The sequence below is a fragment of the Pelosinus baikalensis genome, assembly GCF_020819555.1.
Lineage (GTDB): Bacteria > Bacillota > Negativicutes > DSM-13327 > DSM-13327 > Pelosinus > Pelosinus baikalensis.
On record NZ_JAJHJB010000031.1, the window covers coordinates 21,673 to 39,301 of the forward strand.

Genomic DNA, 17,629 nt, shown 5'->3' on the forward strand with positions numbered 1-17,629 from the left:
AAAATAATGCATAAATACTTTCATTGCTGTTTATGATATATTATGTGAAGAGAGAATATAAGAAGATACAATATCATCAGTTTTCATAAAAAGCGGAGGCGATGCTGTGAATTTGGCTTGGCTAAAACAACAACCTAAGTTCTTATATACAATGGCTGCCCTATTTGGAATTGGAGCATTGTTTTTTGGAGCAATGCATATTCCAAAAGGGGTACCGGAAGAAAAAGTAGAAGTGGCACAAGATCTAAGTCCTGAACCTGAAACTGAGGCTGTTCAAACCGTTCCGAAGAAGACGATGCACACCGTAAAAGAAGGTGAGACATTAAGTACGATTGCTGAACAATATGGGATTGATGTTGATACGTTAGAAGGCGCAAATCCAGATCTGAATGTTGATATTCATCCAGGAGACCAATTGGTAATTTTGCCTCAAAAGGGTGCATTGCATACTGCTGGTACAGGGGATACGTTATGGTGGATCGCTAATGCCTACCATGTTGAGGTTGCTGCGATATTGCAGGCGAATGGCAAAGAGAATGAAGACCTATCCATTGGTGAGAGTTTGTTTATCCCAGGTGGAAAGAAACCGAAGGAAACAGAACGATTATTGGCGCGAGCTGAAACCACAGTATCACGTGGCAGTGGTAATCGCTTTAGCTGGCCGACGGAGGGAGAGCTGACCTCTGGATTTGGGCATCGCTGGGGACGGAATCATGACGGGATTGACTTGGCTAATGATATTGGTACTTCTGTACGAGCCTCTCGTTCTGGGCGGGTAAGTTATTCTGGCTGGTCTAGTGGGTATGGTCGTGTTGTCATGATTGAGCATGAGCAGGGTTATACCACTGTTTACGGTCATTTAAATGAATCTTATGTATCAGAAGGACAATATGTTAAAGTTGGACAAAGTATAGCCGCTATGGGGAATACAGGATATTCTACGGGACCCCACCTGCACTTTGAAGTGCGAAAAAATGGTACACCGATCAATCCATATAATGTGCTGCCGTAATAGAGGCCAATATCTGCTAAATGTTAAATAGTGGATTGTAAAAATAGCTAGGGGCGACAAAAACGCTCTTAGCTATTTTATTATGTTGTAATTTCATAAGTTTTGTAGGTAGAAAAAATAAGATATTATGAACCACAAAGGCGCAATACCGCTGTGCCCTCTTTGTGTCCTTTGCGTCTTTGTGGTTCGATTATTTTATGCCTTCAATAGAGATTTGAAATGTGAAGGTCAGAAGATCAGCAATGTAATTCTTATAAATTAGGTGAAATAGTACGTTTGGAAGAGATAAATCAAGAAAAATGCTTTTAAATTTCACAAAAGCATTAATTTAACGCTTTTAAATTTTACCGAACTAAAGTATAATGTTAAACATAGGTTAATTATATGGAGTGGGGGATTTATACATGAAGAAAATAGTTGCGTTGGTATTATTACTTATGATGGCAGGTATGGCTTTAACAGGATGCGGCAGCGCTGACACCAAGGGGGCAGCAAAGAAGAAAATTGTAATAGGCTTGGATGATAGTTTTCCTCCTATGGGTTTTCGAGATGAAAAAAATAACATCGTTGGTTTTGATATAGATATGGCTAAAGAAGCAGCTAAGAAACTCGACATGGAAGTGGAATTTAAGCCGATTGACTGGAGTAGTAAAGAAGCAGAATTAAGTGCTAAACGGATTGACGCCTTGTGGAATGGTATGAATATAACTGAAGAACGGAAAAAAAATGTATTATTTAGTGATCCCTATATGGAAAGTAAACAATTGATTTTTGTACTTGCAGGTTCTCCTATTAAAAGTGCAGCTGATTTAAGCGGAAAAGTGGTAGGCGTACAGCAAGCCAGTATTGGTGAAGAAGAAGTTTTAAAAGACGTTCAATTGAAAAACTCTTTAAAAGATTTCAAAGTATATCCAGACTTTATTGCTGCATTTATGGATCTTAACACAGGTAGAGTTGATGCGGTTGTTACAGATGAAATACTTGGCAGATATTATATGTCCAAGGAAAAAGATAAATACGTAGCCATTGAAAAGCCCATCGGTGAAGTCGGTACATATGGTATCGGATTTAGAAAAGAAGATACAGACCTCCGGGATAAAATGCAGAAAGCATTAAATGAAATGAAAAAAGATGGAACTTCTGCTAAAATATCACAGAAATGGTTTGGGTCAGACATCGTTAAGTAACAATAGAAGGCTAATGGTTGATGCCATTAGCCTTCTATCTTTTCTCTGTGTTCTCTGCGCCTCTGCGGTGTATGTTTTAAAGGATGCCTAGGATTTTTCTTACGGAATCACCCATGGAGATATGATATAATAGAAGCTGTATTTTTAAAAGTCAAGAAAGAGGAGAAGATGAATGGAAAAAATAATAACCATGATGGGGCCTATGCTGGATGGAGTCAATGTGACACTACAAATGTTCTTTATTACCTTAGTGCTTTCATTGCCTTTAGGCTTGCTTTTGTCATTGGCTCGTATATCGAAATACAAACCTATTAGCTTTTTAGTAGAGACATACATATGGTTGATGCGGGGTACACCCCTCATGCTCCAGCTCTTATTTGTATATTATGCGTTACCTTTAGTGCCTTATATCGGTATTAAATTACCGGACTTTTCAGCAGCTATTCTGGCATTTATACTCAATTATGCAGCTTATTTTGCAGAAATTTTTCGTGGGGGAATACAATCTATTGAACGGGGGCAATATGAAGCAAGTAAAGTACTAGGTATGACATATGTCCAGACGATGAGGCGAATCATACTTCCCCAGGTCTTAAAACGGGTAGTACCGCCCATTAGTAATGAAACCATTACACTTGTGAAAGACACATCTCTCATCTATGTTCTTGCCATGAATGATTTACTTAGAACTGCTAGAACCATCGTACAGCGAGAGTTTGATATGACCCCTTTTGTTATTGCGGCTGTATTTTATTTGGCAATGACCTTGGTATTAACATGGGTATTTAATAAATTGGAAGAGCGCTATGCAGCATACGATGAGTAGGAGTGAGTTTTTATGAATATGTTACGTTTGAAAAATATCCACAAAAAGTTTAATCATCTTGAAGTCTTAAAAGGCATTAGCCTTGAAGTCACACAAGGAGAAGTAGTGGCTATTATTGGACCTTCTGGATCTGGTAAAAGTACTCTTCTTAGGTGTTTAAACCGATTGGAAATCATTGACCAGGGAACAATTGAAATTGAGGGTGAAATTCTTGCCACGGAAGATACAGAGGGAAAATGCCAGTACGTTTCAGAGCAAAAGGCTCGGGAAATTTGTTTTAAAATGGGTATGGTATTTCAGCAGTTTAATTTATTTCCTCACATGACAGTGATCGATAATATTATCGAAGCGCCGATGTTGGTGAAAGGAATCAAAAAAGAGCTTATTATTCCCGAAGCGGAAGAACTGCTTAAAAAGGTAGGACTATTTGAGAAAAAGAATAGCTATCCATCAAGATTGTCAGGCGGTCAAAAACAGCGGGTTGCGATTGCAAGAGCCTTAGCGATGAAGCCTGATATCATGCTGTTCGATGAGCCCACATCTGCCCTTGATCCAGAGTTGACGGGAGAAGTATTAAAAGCCATGCGTCAGCTTGCCTTAGAACATATGACAATGATCGTTGTAACCCATGAAATGGCCTTTGCCCGTGAAGTGGCTCAACGTGTTATTTTTATGGATAACGGCGATATTGTGGAAGAAGGCACACCGGAACAAATCTTTAACAATCCAGAGCAGCCGCGCACACAAGCATTTTTAAAGAGTATGTTATAAAAATACTTAACCTATTTCCAGAATTTCATCTTTGACATTGGTGCTCTTCGTACATAGTTGTAAAAGCAATATGCTGCCAATAACCAAAATGCCGCCTAAACTTTGAAGGAGTGTAAGAGCTTCTCCTAGTATTAACACTGAGAGTAGGACTGTCAGGACTGGTTCAGCAGTGCTGATGATCGAAGCATTAGCTGCTCCGATTTTTGTAATGCCAGCAAAAAATCCCAAAATACCTAAAATAGTCCCGAAAATAGCTGTTCCTGCTAACGCCAGCCAGCCGTGGAGGGGAAGAGCTGTCAGTATAAGCTGACCTGTCGTAATGCTGTAAGCAGCAAAGGCAAGGCCTGCAGCGGAAGATACATAGGTGGTGGCAACTAATGCATGAACATCTTTTAGCACTCGATTACCAATGAGAATATAACAAGAATATACAATGGCACTGCTTAAGCCCAGCAGGATGCCTACTTGGCTAAGACCAGTAAATGAGACGCCTAAAATAAAAAAAAGACCTAGTAAACAAATTGCAAGAGAGGCACCTTTTTGCCAGCTAAATTCTTCATCGCCAATCAGGAAAGAAAGAACGCTCACGATCGTAGGATAGGTAAAGAGCAGCATTTCAGATAAGGAAGCAGGCAGGTATTGCAGAGAAGCAGCAAATGCTAAAGACATAGTGCCGTAGCCCAGTGCTCCCATTAGACAGAGTTTGATTGCAGTTTTGATTGGAATACGAGGTGAAATCTTTAAAAAACGTAATAACAGCCATAGGCATAAGGATGCCAATACAAAACGCATGGTCAGTATAGTAAGGGTATTAGCACCTGCGCCATATGCAAGTTTAATAAAAATTGCCAAAGTGCTAAAGCCCGCAGCCGATGATAAGACTAATAAAGCACCTAAATATTGTTGACTCAGTGGAATCATCTCCTTTGTTCTGTAGTATATTCCTGCTTATAAAAGTAATTTCCTGTGAGTTGGATAAAAGACTTGATATAGAAATTTTTATTTTGTTACATCCTATTCTGCCTTATTCAAAAATTGAGTATTTTAAAATTTGTTATTGAAGATAAATGCTAACATGATGATCTTATATAAATGGTAATACTTATAGTTGGTAGATTGATTGATTGTATGATATAATAAGTACATAATGATACACAGGAGAGTTATGTGTGTTGAAGCGTACACGCATAGTTTTCGAGTCATTATCATGCAATGTTGAAATCGGGGGCGTAATGGTTTCGACAGGGGTTGTTGTGACATGGGTAGCGAGCCGGGATTCCATCAGCCCGCAATACGGTGGAAAAACAATAATTGAAAACAACGAATACGCTTTAGCAGCTTAATGCTAACGTTCTACCGTCTCCCCTCCTGCGGAGAAGGATAGGACGTCACGATGCAGGATACCTGAGGTCTAATTCTCCGCGGACCGACTGGGAAATTTTAAAGAGATAGCACCAGCGAAGCTCGTCTGTAAGCGTCAATGGAGCGAATGTTAAAGTACAGAATGCGCTCGGAGAAGCCCATGTAGTAATGCCTTTGGACAGGAGTTCGATTCTCCTCGCCTCCACCAATTGAATATCCCCTCCACCTAATGTATAATAGAGATAAAATCTATTATACATTAGGTGGAGGTTTTGTTTTATGAAAGTAACTTGTCGCCAATGTGGAATCGAGTTTGAAAAAGAAGAAAAAGAAATACGACGGCAGCGAAAAGAGGGGAGAGATTATTTTTTTTGCAGTCGTAGTTGTACTGGGATTTATGCAAATCAAGTAAGACATAATAGCCCACGAGATGGTCTCAAACCCTACCAGCGCAGAACAAAAAAGATCGAAGAATTACTTGGCGAAAAGCTTAGTACAGCTAAATCAAGGCTTAACAAACTACTAATGTTTGATTTAGCCAAAAAGTGTGGGATGGATACTTGTTTTCGATGTGGCGAGATCATCGATAACATTGAAGAGTTTACCATTGACCATAAGGAATCTTGGCTCTTAAGTGAGGAGCCTACTAAACTCTTTTACAGCATGGAGAACATTGCGTTTAGTCACGCAAAATGTAACTATGAAGCAGGGACGAAAACCTATGTTAGTAATTGCAAAAATATAGTAAAAGAAAATGGTGAATTATATACTTATTAGAGCGAAGTGACAGGTGGTATGCAATCGATATTGTGATTTGGGATAGTCGCCATCATGCTAAGAGAGGTGTTGGCGCTTACAAGTTGGGCGCTCACGAAGACATTGACTTGAGTGAGAATGAGCTTTGGAGTGCCGGTAAGGAATTGAATTGATTAAGCTTACTATAACAAGAGAAAGAAATAGATCAGTTAAATGTGAATGAATATATAAATAGGTATTTGGCTGAAAAAGGAATAGGAATCAATGATTTGAGAAATGTAGGCAATAAATCGCTAAGAGAAGAACTGATAAAACTAGCCCAGCAAATTCTAGAAAAAGTAACGGCCGCTACTGGTAGTAAATACCGAGTAGCGGCTATAATTTTTGTAGCTATAGTTATAATTGGATTACTGATTGCCAGCTATTTCGCTTGGCAGAAACATGCTGATACAGAAGCTAAGCTGCAGCAGGCAATTGTGTTAAGTAAGCAGCAAGCAAAGGACAAAAACGTATTGCAACTTTATAAATAAGGCTCAAACGGGCCAGGCGCAGCCGATTAACCAGTTCACCGTGCAGGCGCCAAGTGTGCAGGCCGCAGCCGAAGATGTAGCCAAACGTATAAATGATAGAGATCCCACCTTACCACCTGCAGCTCTCGAAAAGACTGATAATACAATTGTAACCACCAACACAAATAAAACGCCACAGGCTAATTATGACGTGGCCGTATTTAAAAACAATAATTACCGTAATTGGGAATGGTCTGCTGGCTACGGTCAGCATGGTGGTGATCGGTATATACCTGTAGAGCTGCAGCGTAATTTTAGTAAGAACGCTGCAATAAGTTATGAGCACCATTTTGGAGGTAATAGTTCGGGATGGGAAGTAAAGTATACTAGGAAAACGGATAAGTTATTTATTATATTTTAAATCGGCAAGCGCTTGCCATTTTGAAACATCCCAGGGACGGCCGTTATCAATCGTATAAAGTTATCCACAGTAATCCACACACTATTCACAGGTTTATCCACATGAAAATTTTAACATAATCCTGCTATATTTAGATTTAATTTGACTTAATAAAAAGGATTCTCCCATTTATTGGAGAAATATTAATGATAAACTACTTATATTGTATTTAGAGTAAAATTATAACAAATTGTAATATGGAAGGAGGAATATGGTATTGCAAAAAAAATCATTGATTTCGTTGGCAGTATACTTGTTACTTATTTCAATAATAATAGGAGGTTGTACAACTATGGAAAAAACTATAATGGCCCCTAATAATTTCGCTGAAAAGCCTATTACTGTAATTGTACCGTTTAGTGTTGGCGGAGGATTCGACCTTTTAGCTCGGGCTATGGAAAAGGAAGCGCCTAAATACTTTGGTCAATCCTTGGTTATTATAAATAAACCTGGTGGGGCTGGAGCCATTGGGTGGAATGAATTAGTTTGTTCTAATCCTGATGGGTATACGCTTGGCATAACTGGGACTGACTTACTACTTCTGCCGTTATATGGGCAAACTAAGTATCAATATCTAACAGCATTAGATCCTATTGCACAAATTTCATATTCGCCTTTTGTGATGTTAGTTCAATCAGACGAATGGCAGAATATTGACGAATTAATAGAATATGCTAAAGAGCACCCAGGACAAATAAAATTTGGTCATGGGGGCTTAGGTTCAATGGCACATGTAGTCGGTGAAGCTTTTGCAAAAAGTGCAGGTATCAATATTGAGCAAGTTGCTTTTAATGGTACTAGCGAAGCAACAGTTGCCTTATTAGGTAGACATGTTCAAATTGCTATTATGCCTCCGATATCAGTCAGAGAACAAATCAAAAGCGGTACAGTAAGAGCATTAGCAGTATCATCCGAAAAACGATTAACTGACCCAGTTTTAGCACATATACCAACATTTAAAGAACAGGGGCTTGATGTCGTATTTAATACTCGCCATGGAATAGCAGCTCCTAAAGAGTTACCACCAGAAGTTAAAACGAAGTTAACCGAAGGATTTAAAGCATTGATTTCCGATTCAGAGTTTAAAAGCAGTATGGACTCCCTTGGAGTTGAAATTGAATATTTAGGTTCTAAGGAATCCCAAAATAAATGGCTAGAAGATAACGTAAAACTAACTAAAATAGTACAAGAAACTGGCATTTTAGACCGAGTTAAGGATCAAAAAAAATAACTTAAATTAGAAGGAATGTACCGTCTATCTTTAATTAGGTGGACGGTATTTTTCTGCATAATTACACTAATAGGGGAAAATAATAAGGAGTAAAAGGTTGGTAAAACTTATGACAATTAAGTCTCCATTTACGATCACAAAAAAGTATCCTAATTTTACCGCACATGTAACAATCATCAACTTTAATCCTGATAAGCATCCAGATATTTATAATCGTAGGTTGGCTGAGCTTATTGTAAGTAGAATAAATGAAGCAACCACGTAACTTATCTATCTTTGTAAACTATATGAAAGATAAATATTTTGCGTGTAGTTCGATTCTCCTCGCCTCCACAAATAAATTCGGAAAATAAATTGAACCCGCGAATTTCGCGGGTTTTTTGCTATAAGTTTTTTGATGCTTATACACAAGGGGATTGTCGGATTTAGTTAGATAGTTAAACAATGAAGGAAACTGAGGATAGCGATCACGGTGCCAAGATTTTTTATTATGTTTTCGATACTAATGGGCAGCTGGCTGCTGCCGAGGAGCCAGCTCATGTAATTCAAAGCGGTGTGTTACGCATTATACACAAATGGGACGCGGCGGATAGGGAAGTTGAACTGAAGAAATTTCGTCTTGCTGATGGCGACAGAGCCGTGGTCATGTTATGCAGCATGAAAATATATGACGGATCCCAAGTACTGGGCACTGTTTTTGTAGGGGAAGATATCAGCGCTTATTGTCACATGCTAAAAATGTTGTTGATCATAATGGTTGCGGTTTCTATTATTTTTCTTATCATCGCCGCTTTTGCCGGACACCTACTGGCGGGGAAGGCAATGATTCCAATTAAGCAGGCTTTTTTCCGGCAGCGTGAATTTGTCGCCGATGCTTCCCATGAACTGCGCACGCCTCTTAGTGTCATCAAGCTTTCCGTGGAGGCAGTGCAGAACGATAAAGACCAAAAGCTATCATCATTCTCCACTCAAGTGCTTGATGACATGAACAGTGAAATCCGTAGAATGACCAAACTGGTAACCGACTTATTAACTTTGGCACGGGCGGATGCTGGAGCAACCAATATTATAAAAGAGAAATTCGACTTGGCTGCTATGGCAGAGACCCTTATTCGTTCAGTACAGCCATTAGCGGTTGTAAAAGGGGTCAAATTGGAAATGCGCGGTAAAGAGATGCTGCCCATTATGGCTGATCGCGAAAGAATAAGCCAACTGCTTTTGATTCTGATTGATAATGCGATAAAATATACCCCTGTCGGCGGTAAGGTGGATGTTTTGCTCACAAGGACAGCTACTCCGAAATCATTTGTTATGATTGCTGTAAGCGATACAGGGGAAGGAATTTCAGAAAATGATCGAATTTTTGAACGCTTCTACCGAGTGGATAAGGCAAGGTCACGTGAAGAGGGTGGTACTGGCCTTGGTCTGTCTATCGCTAAGTGGATCGTAGATGTCCACGGCGGAAGAATAAAAGTGGAAAGCACGCTGGGAAAAGGCAGCTCCTTTATTGTCAGTTTACCCCTGTAATATATTTATCAATTCCGTAGCCCTTGTGATAATAAATAAAAGGAGGAACTAATATTCGCTTATCGTCTTGCCACCGGCGATATTTGCCTCAGCAGTACGATCCAGCGCAACTGCAGAGGATTTACCGACGGCCTCCTTTGCAGGTCAGCAGGATACGTATTTGAACATTATCGGCAAGGAGGCAAACCTCAAGCATATCAGCAAGTGCTGGGCATCGCTGTTTACCGAGAGGGCAGTCACTTACCGCATTCAAAATGGCTTTGACCACCGTAAAGTTCACCTGTCCGTGGTTATTCAGAAGATGGTCTTCCTGCAGGCGGCAGGAATTTTGTTTACTGCCGATCCCGTCACTTCCAATCGGAAAGTGGTATCCATTGATGCCAGCTTCGGACTTGGTGAGGCCTTGGTCTCCGGCCTGGTGAATACTGATATCTATAAAGTGTGTAGGCAAGGTTATCGATAAGAAGATATCCACCAAGAAGCTGGCTATTTATGCCTTACAAGATGGTGGTACGAAAGAACAGGAGATCCCGCCTGAGCGGCAGAATAGGCAAGCTCTGACGGATGAGCAGTTTTTGCAGCTTGAGCGCATAGGAGAAAGATCGAAGAACATTTCGGCTGCTGCCCCCAGGATAACACAGGAACAATCGAAAAGCGAGCACGTGACAACATTGAAAAAAGAAACTGCATAATATTCATGAAAAACCAAAAAAGAATTGAGGTGATGATAGGACTCAGAAATAGAGAGAGTGAAGTGAAATTTTAAAATGCGTTACAGTTGCGTTAATTAATGTTGGCATTGTCTACTAGCTGCCAACGGTGAGGGTGTTTTTATATAATATTGTAGGAAATAATAAATATAGTAAAATATTTAATGTCCTTTTCTTAGTGAGGTATAAGACATATAAATGTTTTGCGCGTAGATTGACGCGCTTCGCCTCCACCATCTAAATCCGGAATACTTATGAAGCCGCGAATTTCGTGGCTTTTTTGCTTTGTGTGGTTTTAAAAGGTTTCGGGTAGCTCCACCAGCTAAAACCAGACGATTATAATGAGTAGAATAAAAACATAAATTGGAAATTGAGGGATAATTAGTAAAGATGAAGAAATTTGTATTGTATCGGTCATTATAGAGATAGATGTAGCGTGAATTTGGATTTAGTTCAAGTGAGTGAAAATCATTAATCGTATCGGATGCAAGTAGTGACCTTTTTGGCTAAGTCTCCTGATTAAGATAAATATCTTGATTTATACTACTTATGCTATTATAGTATAAATAGAGGGGGATGGAGTGTGAAAATTGACGATCAAAGAGTAGAAAAAAAGATTTTGTCCTGTGCCGAAAGTCTAGTTTTTCAAAAGGGCTTACAAGGATGGAATATGGATCAGTTGGCTGCTAAGGCTGGACTGGCGAAAAACACTTTATATAAGATTATTACATCAAAAGAAATCTTGTTGGAAAAAGTTATTATTAATAAAATTAAGGATTTACAGTGGGAAGTCGGACAAATCATAGAAAAGGAAGCAGAGTATTTCGCGGCATTGGATCAAATACTATTAGTTTTTCCAAAAATCGTAGGTCTATATAGCGATACATTTCGAGAAGTATATAATGAATATCCTGCTATTGAGGAGCAAATCATATGCCATAGGCGCGAATTGACACAGTACATATACCAGTTTATTCAGAAAGGTAAAGATGCAGGCAAGTTGCACTCAGAGGTAGATCCAGAAACCTTAATTCAGACATTGCAAGCCGTTCTGCTATATTTTATAAAACAGGAACCAGATGCTGTTAGTTTCCAACAAAAATTGAAAATATCGTTTGGATATATTTTAAAAGGCATTCAAAAGTAATTTTTTTTTATTAAACGTTATACTAATTATACCGAAATAATATAATTAGTATAACGTTAAGAAGCCATAGAGGAGGGGATTTTTAATTATGGTTTTTAATCCATTTTGGTCTTTTATAAGGACGTTGGGTTATCTGTTTACTAGTACGATACGTTTTCCTAACAATAGGAAAGGCGATATTTTTAGAAGTGATGACGGAGTTCAATTTGAGATATTTCGGCAGGTCGTTATTAAACCAACTAAAAATCAACCTAAATATCCAGGAGCCCTATTTAGGGTTCGTTTTCGCCTAGCTGGAATGTCACCGCAAAAAAATATTAAGTTTTCAATATTACCGATACCTTTCATCATAGGATTGTCAGGTTTTAGATCTAAATTATGGATGGTTAATAAAACCAGCGGTGAATTTCAAGGTGTATATGAGTGGGATACGAAGGAACACGCTGAATTATATGCAAGATCATTTGCAATGAATTTTATGCGTAAAAGATCTGTGCCAGGAAGTGTGACATATACTATATTAGAATTAAACTAGACGAAAGCTCAGGTAGGAAAGAAACTGTTTGAGTATTTATCATTATAGACGATACGTAGATAAACATCAGTGATAATGGAACGTGATGGAGGAGGGGGTTAAATGGAATTGCTTTTTTTATTATCATTTACCCTACATAATATAGAAGAAGGAATATGGCTGCCGAGATGGTCTCAATATGTAGGGCCATATCATCCACAAGTATCTAATAGAGAATTCCATTTTGCCTTACTAACTATAACTTCAGTGGGATATCTATTAACATTTATGTCTTTACAGTTTGGGCAATCTATCGAGACCATACAATGTATTTATTTAGGGTTTATAGTAATGATGTGCCTCAATTCAGTTTTTCCGCATCTATTAGCGACAATCGTCCTGAAAAAATATGCTCCAGGAACATTGACAGGTTTATTGCTAAACTTGCCGATTGGTACGACGATCATTATGAAAAATATAGAAGCTGGTGTACCACGACATTCTATTCTTATAGCAGGCATTATTGTAAGCGTTTTGACAAGTATTTCTTTACGACTATTGTTTAAGATGGGGAGTAAGTTGATTGATGAATATTAAACAGTATAGCTGATCTCATAGAAGCAAAAGGATGCTCTCTTTGTTTTTTGCTTAAAACAAAGAGAGCATAAAGTAAGTACGGTTTTGAAGGTGAGTCTAATTTGTCATTCGCAGATGGTAAGAATGAATAAAAGACCAAGGCTACATCGGATATTTTGGGTGGATTTGCAAGGTCACGCCTCGCCTCCACCAAAAAAATCCACCCATTTTGGGGTTGAAAAACGATGACAATTTAGAAGACTATTTGCTGATTATTAGCAAATAGTCTTTTTGCTTAAGAGCTACCAGCTTATTGGTGAGAGGGAAAGAGTTTTAGCGTTGCAGATAGCAGGCTCTGTTTTATTGCAGGTGCCTAGTTTATAAGAAACGGAATGGCAGCTAGAAGTTGCAAGCTAATGACGTAGTTAGCTGACTCTTATGGTCAATAAAGCTGTGGTAGTTTTATTTATACTCACCTATATTACGAAGCTTATTTTTTCACCTAGTCAAGGAGTCATCTGAAAGCCAAATTAAAGTCTTATCATAATTACTAATTATGCCTGCAGTTCAGAAATGAAGAACTCGCAGGCATTTGTTTGTATTGGCTATATCGGTTATAAATTTAGGGATTTGCCATTGTGAAATAAAATTCTAGGATCCTTCTCCGTGGCGCTGGCCAGTGTGATTTTGATTTTTTACTTTCTTAGATCCTGAAAGTGGTTCAGGTATATTGGTGTCATCATTCTTTGTACGCTTAGGTGCATCTGGCGGATCTACAGGGTAAGCTTCGGGCTTAGTCATGTTATCTCCTCCGATTTATAGGTTTGGTATGAGTTTTTAGAGCTTGCTTGCGTCGATCGTTTCGGTCTCGCTGAGCCTATTGTGCTTGATGACTGTTGGTTGGGCGAAAATTTAACTCTTTGGTAGATTCGCTAAGTGTGTTTGGATCGGATGGGACGCTCATGGATTTGAGATCGTTGATTTTCTCTAGGCAGCGATCAAGTCTTGCGATTGTCTATCGCTCGCACCTTATTACATAGCTTACGGCGACTTACTTGGTTTTATCCGTGGAAGATTCGTGATTAATTGTTGTACTTTTTTCCATCGCAAGAATACTCTGTGTCTGTAGGAATTGCAGACACAGCGACTCGAAAATTCAAAATTTGATCAAGTATATAAATTCGTGCGGTATAAAAATAGATACTATAATACAAATAAGTGCGTACTTATTTTTTGTGATATTAGTGTGTATTATTATATAAGGATATACTTCCAGAAAACGAAGAACATGAGGGGGAGGTTACTGTAAGCGGGTTTTAACTTAGCTCAACGTCATATATATTATCGAAGGAAGTTGCTCATAAAGACTTACGACAACCTAGTTTACACACTTTTCGAAAAGCAAGCTCCAATTTGTTTAAAAGGCAATACTGAGCTAAATCAAGAGAAATCAAGAAATTGAGAGTTTATTAAAGGAGGCACATATATATGTCAAAAAATATACTTGTTTTAACAGGTAGCCCTAGAAAAGGCGGCAATACCGATAAGTTGGCAGATGCATTTATTGCCGGAGCTCAGCAGGCGGGACACACAACTGTAATATTTACAACTGCGGATAAACACATTAAGGGCTGTATCGACTGTCAGACATGTTTCAGCAGAGGGAGCGCTTGTTCTGTTCCAGATGATTTTGTTAACCTTGCACCGCTTCTGGAGCAAGCCGATATGGTTGTGTTCGCAACACCAATGTACTGGTTCTCGTTTCCGGTGCAGTTGAAAGCTGCTATTGACAAATTCTATTCTTATTTAATTTCGAAAAGGACATTGAAGATAAAGGAATGCGTGCTTCTAGTCAGCGGCGGCGGGACAGATTTAAATACGTACGATGGTATTGTTAAGTCCTATAAGCTGATTGCTGATTTCCTGAATTGGAAGGATAGCGGCATAGTCATCGTACCGGGTCTTCATGATAAAGATGATATTCTAAAGACCGACGGACTAAAGAGAGCGGAAACATTGGGGAAAAACATAGTTTGATGTTCTAAGCAAACGCCACTCAATTTTCACGAGGAATTAGTTCATATGAGAGAGAATTACATACTTGTCTTACTAAATCAAGAATAGTTTATTCTTGGTTAAATGTTATATTCAAAATACAACCGCATACTATAAAAGGGATATTTTTGTTGAAAGGGGATTCTTATGTGTGAAATTAAACCACAAGAAAAAGTGAAATTTTGGGTGATGCCACATTTGAATAACCTTGAGCTACTTCGTGCAACATATATTACCCAATCCTTTACGAAACACACTCATGAAGGATTTGGGATTGGTGTTATTGAGCGTGGGGCCCTTGAATTCTCTTATCGAGGTGAAAAACTGCTTGCTCCTTCAGGGTATATCAATTTAGTTATTCCTGGCGAAGCTCACGACGGACATGCTGCATCAAATATAGGTTGGTCTTACCGAATGTTTTATCTCGAAACGAAGTTACTGGAACAAGCTGCTTCTGAAATCTCTAATAAAGCAAAAGGTATCCCCTTCTTTCGTGATGGCATTATAAAAGATACCTACTTGGCTGCCCTTATACGAAATCTCCACCTGTTACTGGAAGAACCAAGTATACCAAGACTTGAGCAAGAATCATATCTTTTAACAATGCTTACTATGTGTATTTTGCGTCATGCTAATGAACGTTTGGTAATGGGAAATGTAGGTAAACAGAAAAAAGAAGTGAATCGGGCAAGGGAATATATTGAGGATAATTATAAAGAAAATATTTCGATTGAGATATTATCTAGCGTTTGCGGTCTAAGTCCTTTTCATTTAATACGTGTTTTCGGAGATCAGATTGGAGTACCCCCCCATATATATCTTAAACAAGTCAGAATAAAGCGAGCTAAGGAGCTTCTAGCTAAGGGCGTTCCTCCTCTTTTTGTTGCCCACGAAAGGGGATTTGTAGATCAAAGTCATTTTTCTAAACAATTCAAACAAATTACTGGAATTACGCCTCGTAAATATAGCAATTTTATACAAGGATTTTCTCCGCATACGATTTAAAATGAAATCAGGAACTACAGTCTGATTAAAAATCTGAGCGTAGTTTTGCTTTCAAATTTATAATAAGGAGATGTCTAATAAGTTGTATGTGACGGAATTATGGAGAAAAACATATCCTGGAGCGAGTGCAGGATTAATGGTTCTTAGTAATGTGTGTAATATGGAGCAATGTGAGGAGCTGGAGAACTGCAAACGTGAATTAGAAACCAAGCTTCGAGCAAGATTTCTAAATGACGGAGATTTATCTAGTTATAATTCAATTCAGGTCTATACCGAATACTACAAGCGATATTCTAAGACTTACCATGTGTTGCAACAATTGAAATCCGTTGTCTTTAAAAGAAAGTGTATTCCTCGTGGTGCAGGACTGATTGAAGCCATGTTTATGGCAGAACTTGAAAATTGCCTATTAACCGCAGGACATGACTATGAGGCACTTAAATTTCCTCTAAAACTTGATGTAGCTAGAGGGAATGAAAAATATGTCCTATTGAATGGGCAAGAACAAATTGTGAAACCTAGTGATATGATGATTGTTGATACAGAAGGGATTATCTCAAGTATTATACACGGGCCTGACTTGCGTTCTCGCATTGTGCCTAGCACTCGAAAAGTTGTTTTTCTAGTCTATGCGCCTGCTGGTATTTCGAAAGACCTAGTAGCTGATCATTTGTCTGACATATATGCCTATGTCAAATTAGTATCCCCTGATGCCCAAATAGACCGACAAGAAGTATATAGTTAAATGGAAATTAATAAATTAAAAGAGAATCTGGATACGTACATAAGTTTGTCATTAGCAATGATTATCGTGGGAAGCTTAAAAGGGAGGATTTAGACTAGTTTGGTCTCCTCCAACAAATGAAAACATCCCCTCCACCTATTCGGGTGGAGGTTTTGCTTTGTGAAAGCGATATATTCATAAAGATATTTGAAATGTATATATGAATTAATTATTTAAGAATAACGAACGTTTCGTACCATGAGAGTTGCATCAAACTAATTCCTATGATATCTTATATATATTTAGAATGGGAGTGTGTGAATGAAAATTGTCATTACAGTGATTGGTATTGACCAGGGGTAGGCATTGTTGCAACTGTGTGTCAAGTGTTGGCAGATTGCAATATCAATATCAAATCCATTAACCAGAACTTGCAGTGGCTACCGAGAAAAACATTACCAATGATATGATACTTCCATTATCAATAAACGGGTATTCGTAACTCCTATTTTCCTGACATGCAGGGAAAGCAATCTCACCGATTATGTATCGGTGGTCCAAGCTATGGATAAAGAGGCTAAGAAGTGGGTAGCGATTCATCGAAGGTTTTTGCCCTCGTGCAAAGCGGGCTATATCCCTGGCGATAATAAAGTCAATATTTTAGAAGTAGGAAAGGTAGGAGTCGATATGAAACAACAATCCTTCAGTCAAACAAAACAACTGGTCTATGCAGCATTGGGTATTGCCCTCGTTTTTATTTGTACAGTATTTGTAAATGTTCGTCTTCCCATAGCCGCTAATGGCGGTTTAATTCATTTGGGGAATGTGCCTCTATTTATTATCGCCATTCTTTACGGACGCCGGTTTGGCGCTTTGGCAGGAGGAATCGGCATGGCTCTTTTTGATGTGGTGGGCGGCTGGTTTTTATGGGCTCCCTTTACGCTGGCCATTGTTGGTCTCATGGGGTATACGGTCGGCGCTATCTGCGAAAAGCACCGGACCCTGACGGCTTATGTCCTGGCCTTGGCGGCGGCTTGTTTCATTAAAGTGGTTGGTTACTATGGTGCCGAATGGATTATTTACGGCAATTGGCTGGCACCAATGGCATCGATTCCCGGTAATCTCGTTCAGATTGGCGTGGCGGCAGTTGTTGTGTTGCCTATCGTGGCGAAGTTGAGAAAGCATGTGGCTGTTTATTCCTGGGCAGGAGGCCGCAAATGACCCTCGGTATGATCGGCTAATGAATAATAACCTGTA

General features: G+C 38.9%; 19 protein-coding genes and 1 other RNA gene. 18 read left to right on the forward strand and 2 right to left on the reverse strand.

Annotation, left to right across the window (positions count from 1 at the left end; translation table 11 throughout):
• Positions 1–106: 106 nt before the first annotated feature.
• From LMF89_RS18330 to LMF89_RS18345, 4 genes are all read left to right on the forward strand, one after another.
• A complete protein-coding gene (locus LMF89_RS18330; RefSeq protein ID WP_229536341.1) occupies positions 107–1,012 on the forward strand; it encodes a peptidoglycan DD-metalloendopeptidase family protein in 906 nt (301 codons plus the stop codon).
• A 404-nt stretch (positions 1,013–1,416) separates the two neighbouring features.
• Entirely contained in the window at positions 1,417–2,199 is a 783-nt protein-coding gene (locus tag LMF89_RS18335; RefSeq protein WP_007953970.1) for an amino acid ABC transporter substrate-binding protein, read from the forward strand.
• Between the two features lie 172 nt (positions 2,200–2,371).
• On the forward strand, positions 2,372–3,025 hold the full coding sequence (locus LMF89_RS18340; RefSeq protein ID WP_229536342.1) for an amino acid ABC transporter permease: 654 nt from the start codon (positions 2,372–2,374) through the stop codon (positions 3,023–3,025).
• A 12-nt stretch (positions 3,026–3,037) separates the two neighbouring features.
• The gene (locus LMF89_RS18345) at positions 3,038–3,796 is read left to right on the forward strand and encodes an amino acid ABC transporter ATP-binding protein (RefSeq protein ID WP_304622617.1); all 759 of its coding nucleotides are present in this window, start codon (positions 3,038–3,040) and stop codon (positions 3,794–3,796) included.
• 6 nt (positions 3,797–3,802) lie between these two features.
• Here the strand turns inward: LMF89_RS18345 and LMF89_RS18350 are convergent, their stop codons facing one another.
• Positions 3,803–4,717, reverse strand: coding sequence for a DMT family transporter (locus LMF89_RS18350; protein WP_229536343.1), 915 nt, complete (start codon positions 4,715–4,717; stop codon positions 3,803–3,805).
• Between the two features lie 302 nt (positions 4,718–5,019).
• Here LMF89_RS18350 and ssrA point away from each other — a divergent pair.
• The 10 genes from ssrA (at position 5,020) to LMF89_RS18400 (ending at position 12,609) form a co-directional block, all read left to right on the forward strand.
• Positions 5,020–5,366, forward strand: a transfer-messenger RNA (tmRNA) gene (ssrA, locus tag LMF89_RS18355).
• A 71-nt stretch (positions 5,367–5,437) separates the two neighbouring features.
• On the forward strand, positions 5,438–5,935 hold the full coding sequence (locus LMF89_RS18360; protein ID WP_229536344.1) for a hypothetical protein: 498 nt from the start codon (positions 5,438–5,440) through the stop codon (positions 5,933–5,935).
• A gap of 248 nt (positions 5,936–6,183) precedes the next feature.
• Positions 6,184–6,444, forward strand: coding sequence for a hypothetical protein (locus LMF89_RS18365; protein WP_229536345.1), 261 nt, complete (start codon positions 6,184–6,186; stop codon positions 6,442–6,444).
• Positions 6,445–6,499: 55 nt separating this feature from the next.
• A complete protein-coding gene (locus LMF89_RS18370) occupies positions 6,500–6,844 on the forward strand; it encodes a hypothetical protein (protein ID WP_229536346.1) in 345 nt (114 codons plus the stop codon).
• A 331-nt stretch (positions 6,845–7,175) separates the two neighbouring features.
• A complete protein-coding gene (locus LMF89_RS18375; protein ID WP_229536372.1) occupies positions 7,176–8,114 on the forward strand; it encodes a tripartite tricarboxylate transporter substrate binding protein in 939 nt (312 codons plus the stop codon).
• Positions 8,115–8,558: 444 nt separating this feature from the next.
• Positions 8,559–9,641: an ATP-binding protein gene (locus tag LMF89_RS18380; protein ID WP_229536347.1), complete on the forward strand. Its 1,083-nt coding sequence runs from the start codon at positions 8,559–8,561 to the stop codon at positions 9,639–9,641.
• A 67-nt stretch (positions 9,642–9,708) separates the two neighbouring features.
• On the forward strand, positions 9,709–10,104 hold the full coding sequence (locus LMF89_RS18385) for a PEP/pyruvate-binding domain-containing protein (RefSeq protein ID WP_439651942.1): 396 nt from the start codon (positions 9,709–9,711) through the stop codon (positions 10,102–10,104).
• A gap of 830 nt (positions 10,105–10,934) precedes the next feature.
• A complete protein-coding gene (locus tag LMF89_RS18390; RefSeq protein ID WP_229536348.1) occupies positions 10,935–11,498 on the forward strand; it encodes a TetR/AcrR family transcriptional regulator in 564 nt (187 codons plus the stop codon).
• 88 nt (positions 11,499–11,586) lie between these two features.
• The gene (locus LMF89_RS18395) at positions 11,587–12,033 is read left to right on the forward strand and encodes a YdhR family protein (protein WP_229536349.1); all 447 of its coding nucleotides are present in this window, start codon (positions 11,587–11,589) and stop codon (positions 12,031–12,033) included.
• 102 nt (positions 12,034–12,135) lie between these two features.
• Positions 12,136–12,609, forward strand: a complete 474-nt coding sequence (locus LMF89_RS18400; protein ID WP_229536350.1) for an HXXEE domain-containing protein — start codon at positions 12,136–12,138, stop codon at positions 12,607–12,609.
• Positions 12,610–13,239: 630 nt separating this feature from the next.
• Here the strand turns inward: LMF89_RS18400 and LMF89_RS18405 are convergent.
• On the reverse strand, positions 13,240–13,389 hold the full coding sequence (locus LMF89_RS18405; protein ID WP_229536351.1) for a small acid-soluble spore protein P: 150 nt from the start codon (positions 13,387–13,389) through the stop codon (positions 13,240–13,242).
• 687 nt (positions 13,390–14,076) lie between these two features.
• On the opposite strand from LMF89_RS18405, the gene LMF89_RS18410 reads away from it, so the two are divergent.
• The 4 genes from LMF89_RS18410 to LMF89_RS18425 all read left to right on the forward strand — a co-directional run bounded on the left by LMF89_RS18410 (position 14,077) and on the right by LMF89_RS18425 (position 17,593).
• Positions 14,077–14,625 carry a flavodoxin family protein gene (locus LMF89_RS18410; RefSeq protein ID WP_229536352.1) on the forward strand — a complete coding sequence of 183 codons (549 nt, stop codon included), beginning with the start codon at positions 14,077–14,079 and terminating at the stop codon, positions 14,623–14,625.
• 165 nt (positions 14,626–14,790) lie between these two features.
• Positions 14,791–15,648: an AraC family transcriptional regulator gene (locus LMF89_RS18415; protein WP_229536353.1), complete on the forward strand. Its 858-nt coding sequence runs from the start codon at positions 14,791–14,793 to the stop codon at positions 15,646–15,648.
• Positions 15,649–15,736: 88 nt separating this feature from the next.
• Positions 15,737–16,393, forward strand: coding sequence for a phenylalanine--tRNA ligase beta subunit-related protein (locus tag LMF89_RS18420; RefSeq protein ID WP_229536373.1), 657 nt, complete (start codon positions 15,737–15,739; stop codon positions 16,391–16,393).
• Positions 16,394–17,059: 666 nt separating this feature from the next.
• On the forward strand, positions 17,060–17,593 hold the full coding sequence (locus LMF89_RS18425) for an ECF transporter S component (protein ID WP_369412641.1): 534 nt from the start codon (positions 17,060–17,062) through the stop codon (positions 17,591–17,593).
• Positions 17,594–17,629 lie beyond the last annotated feature (36 nt).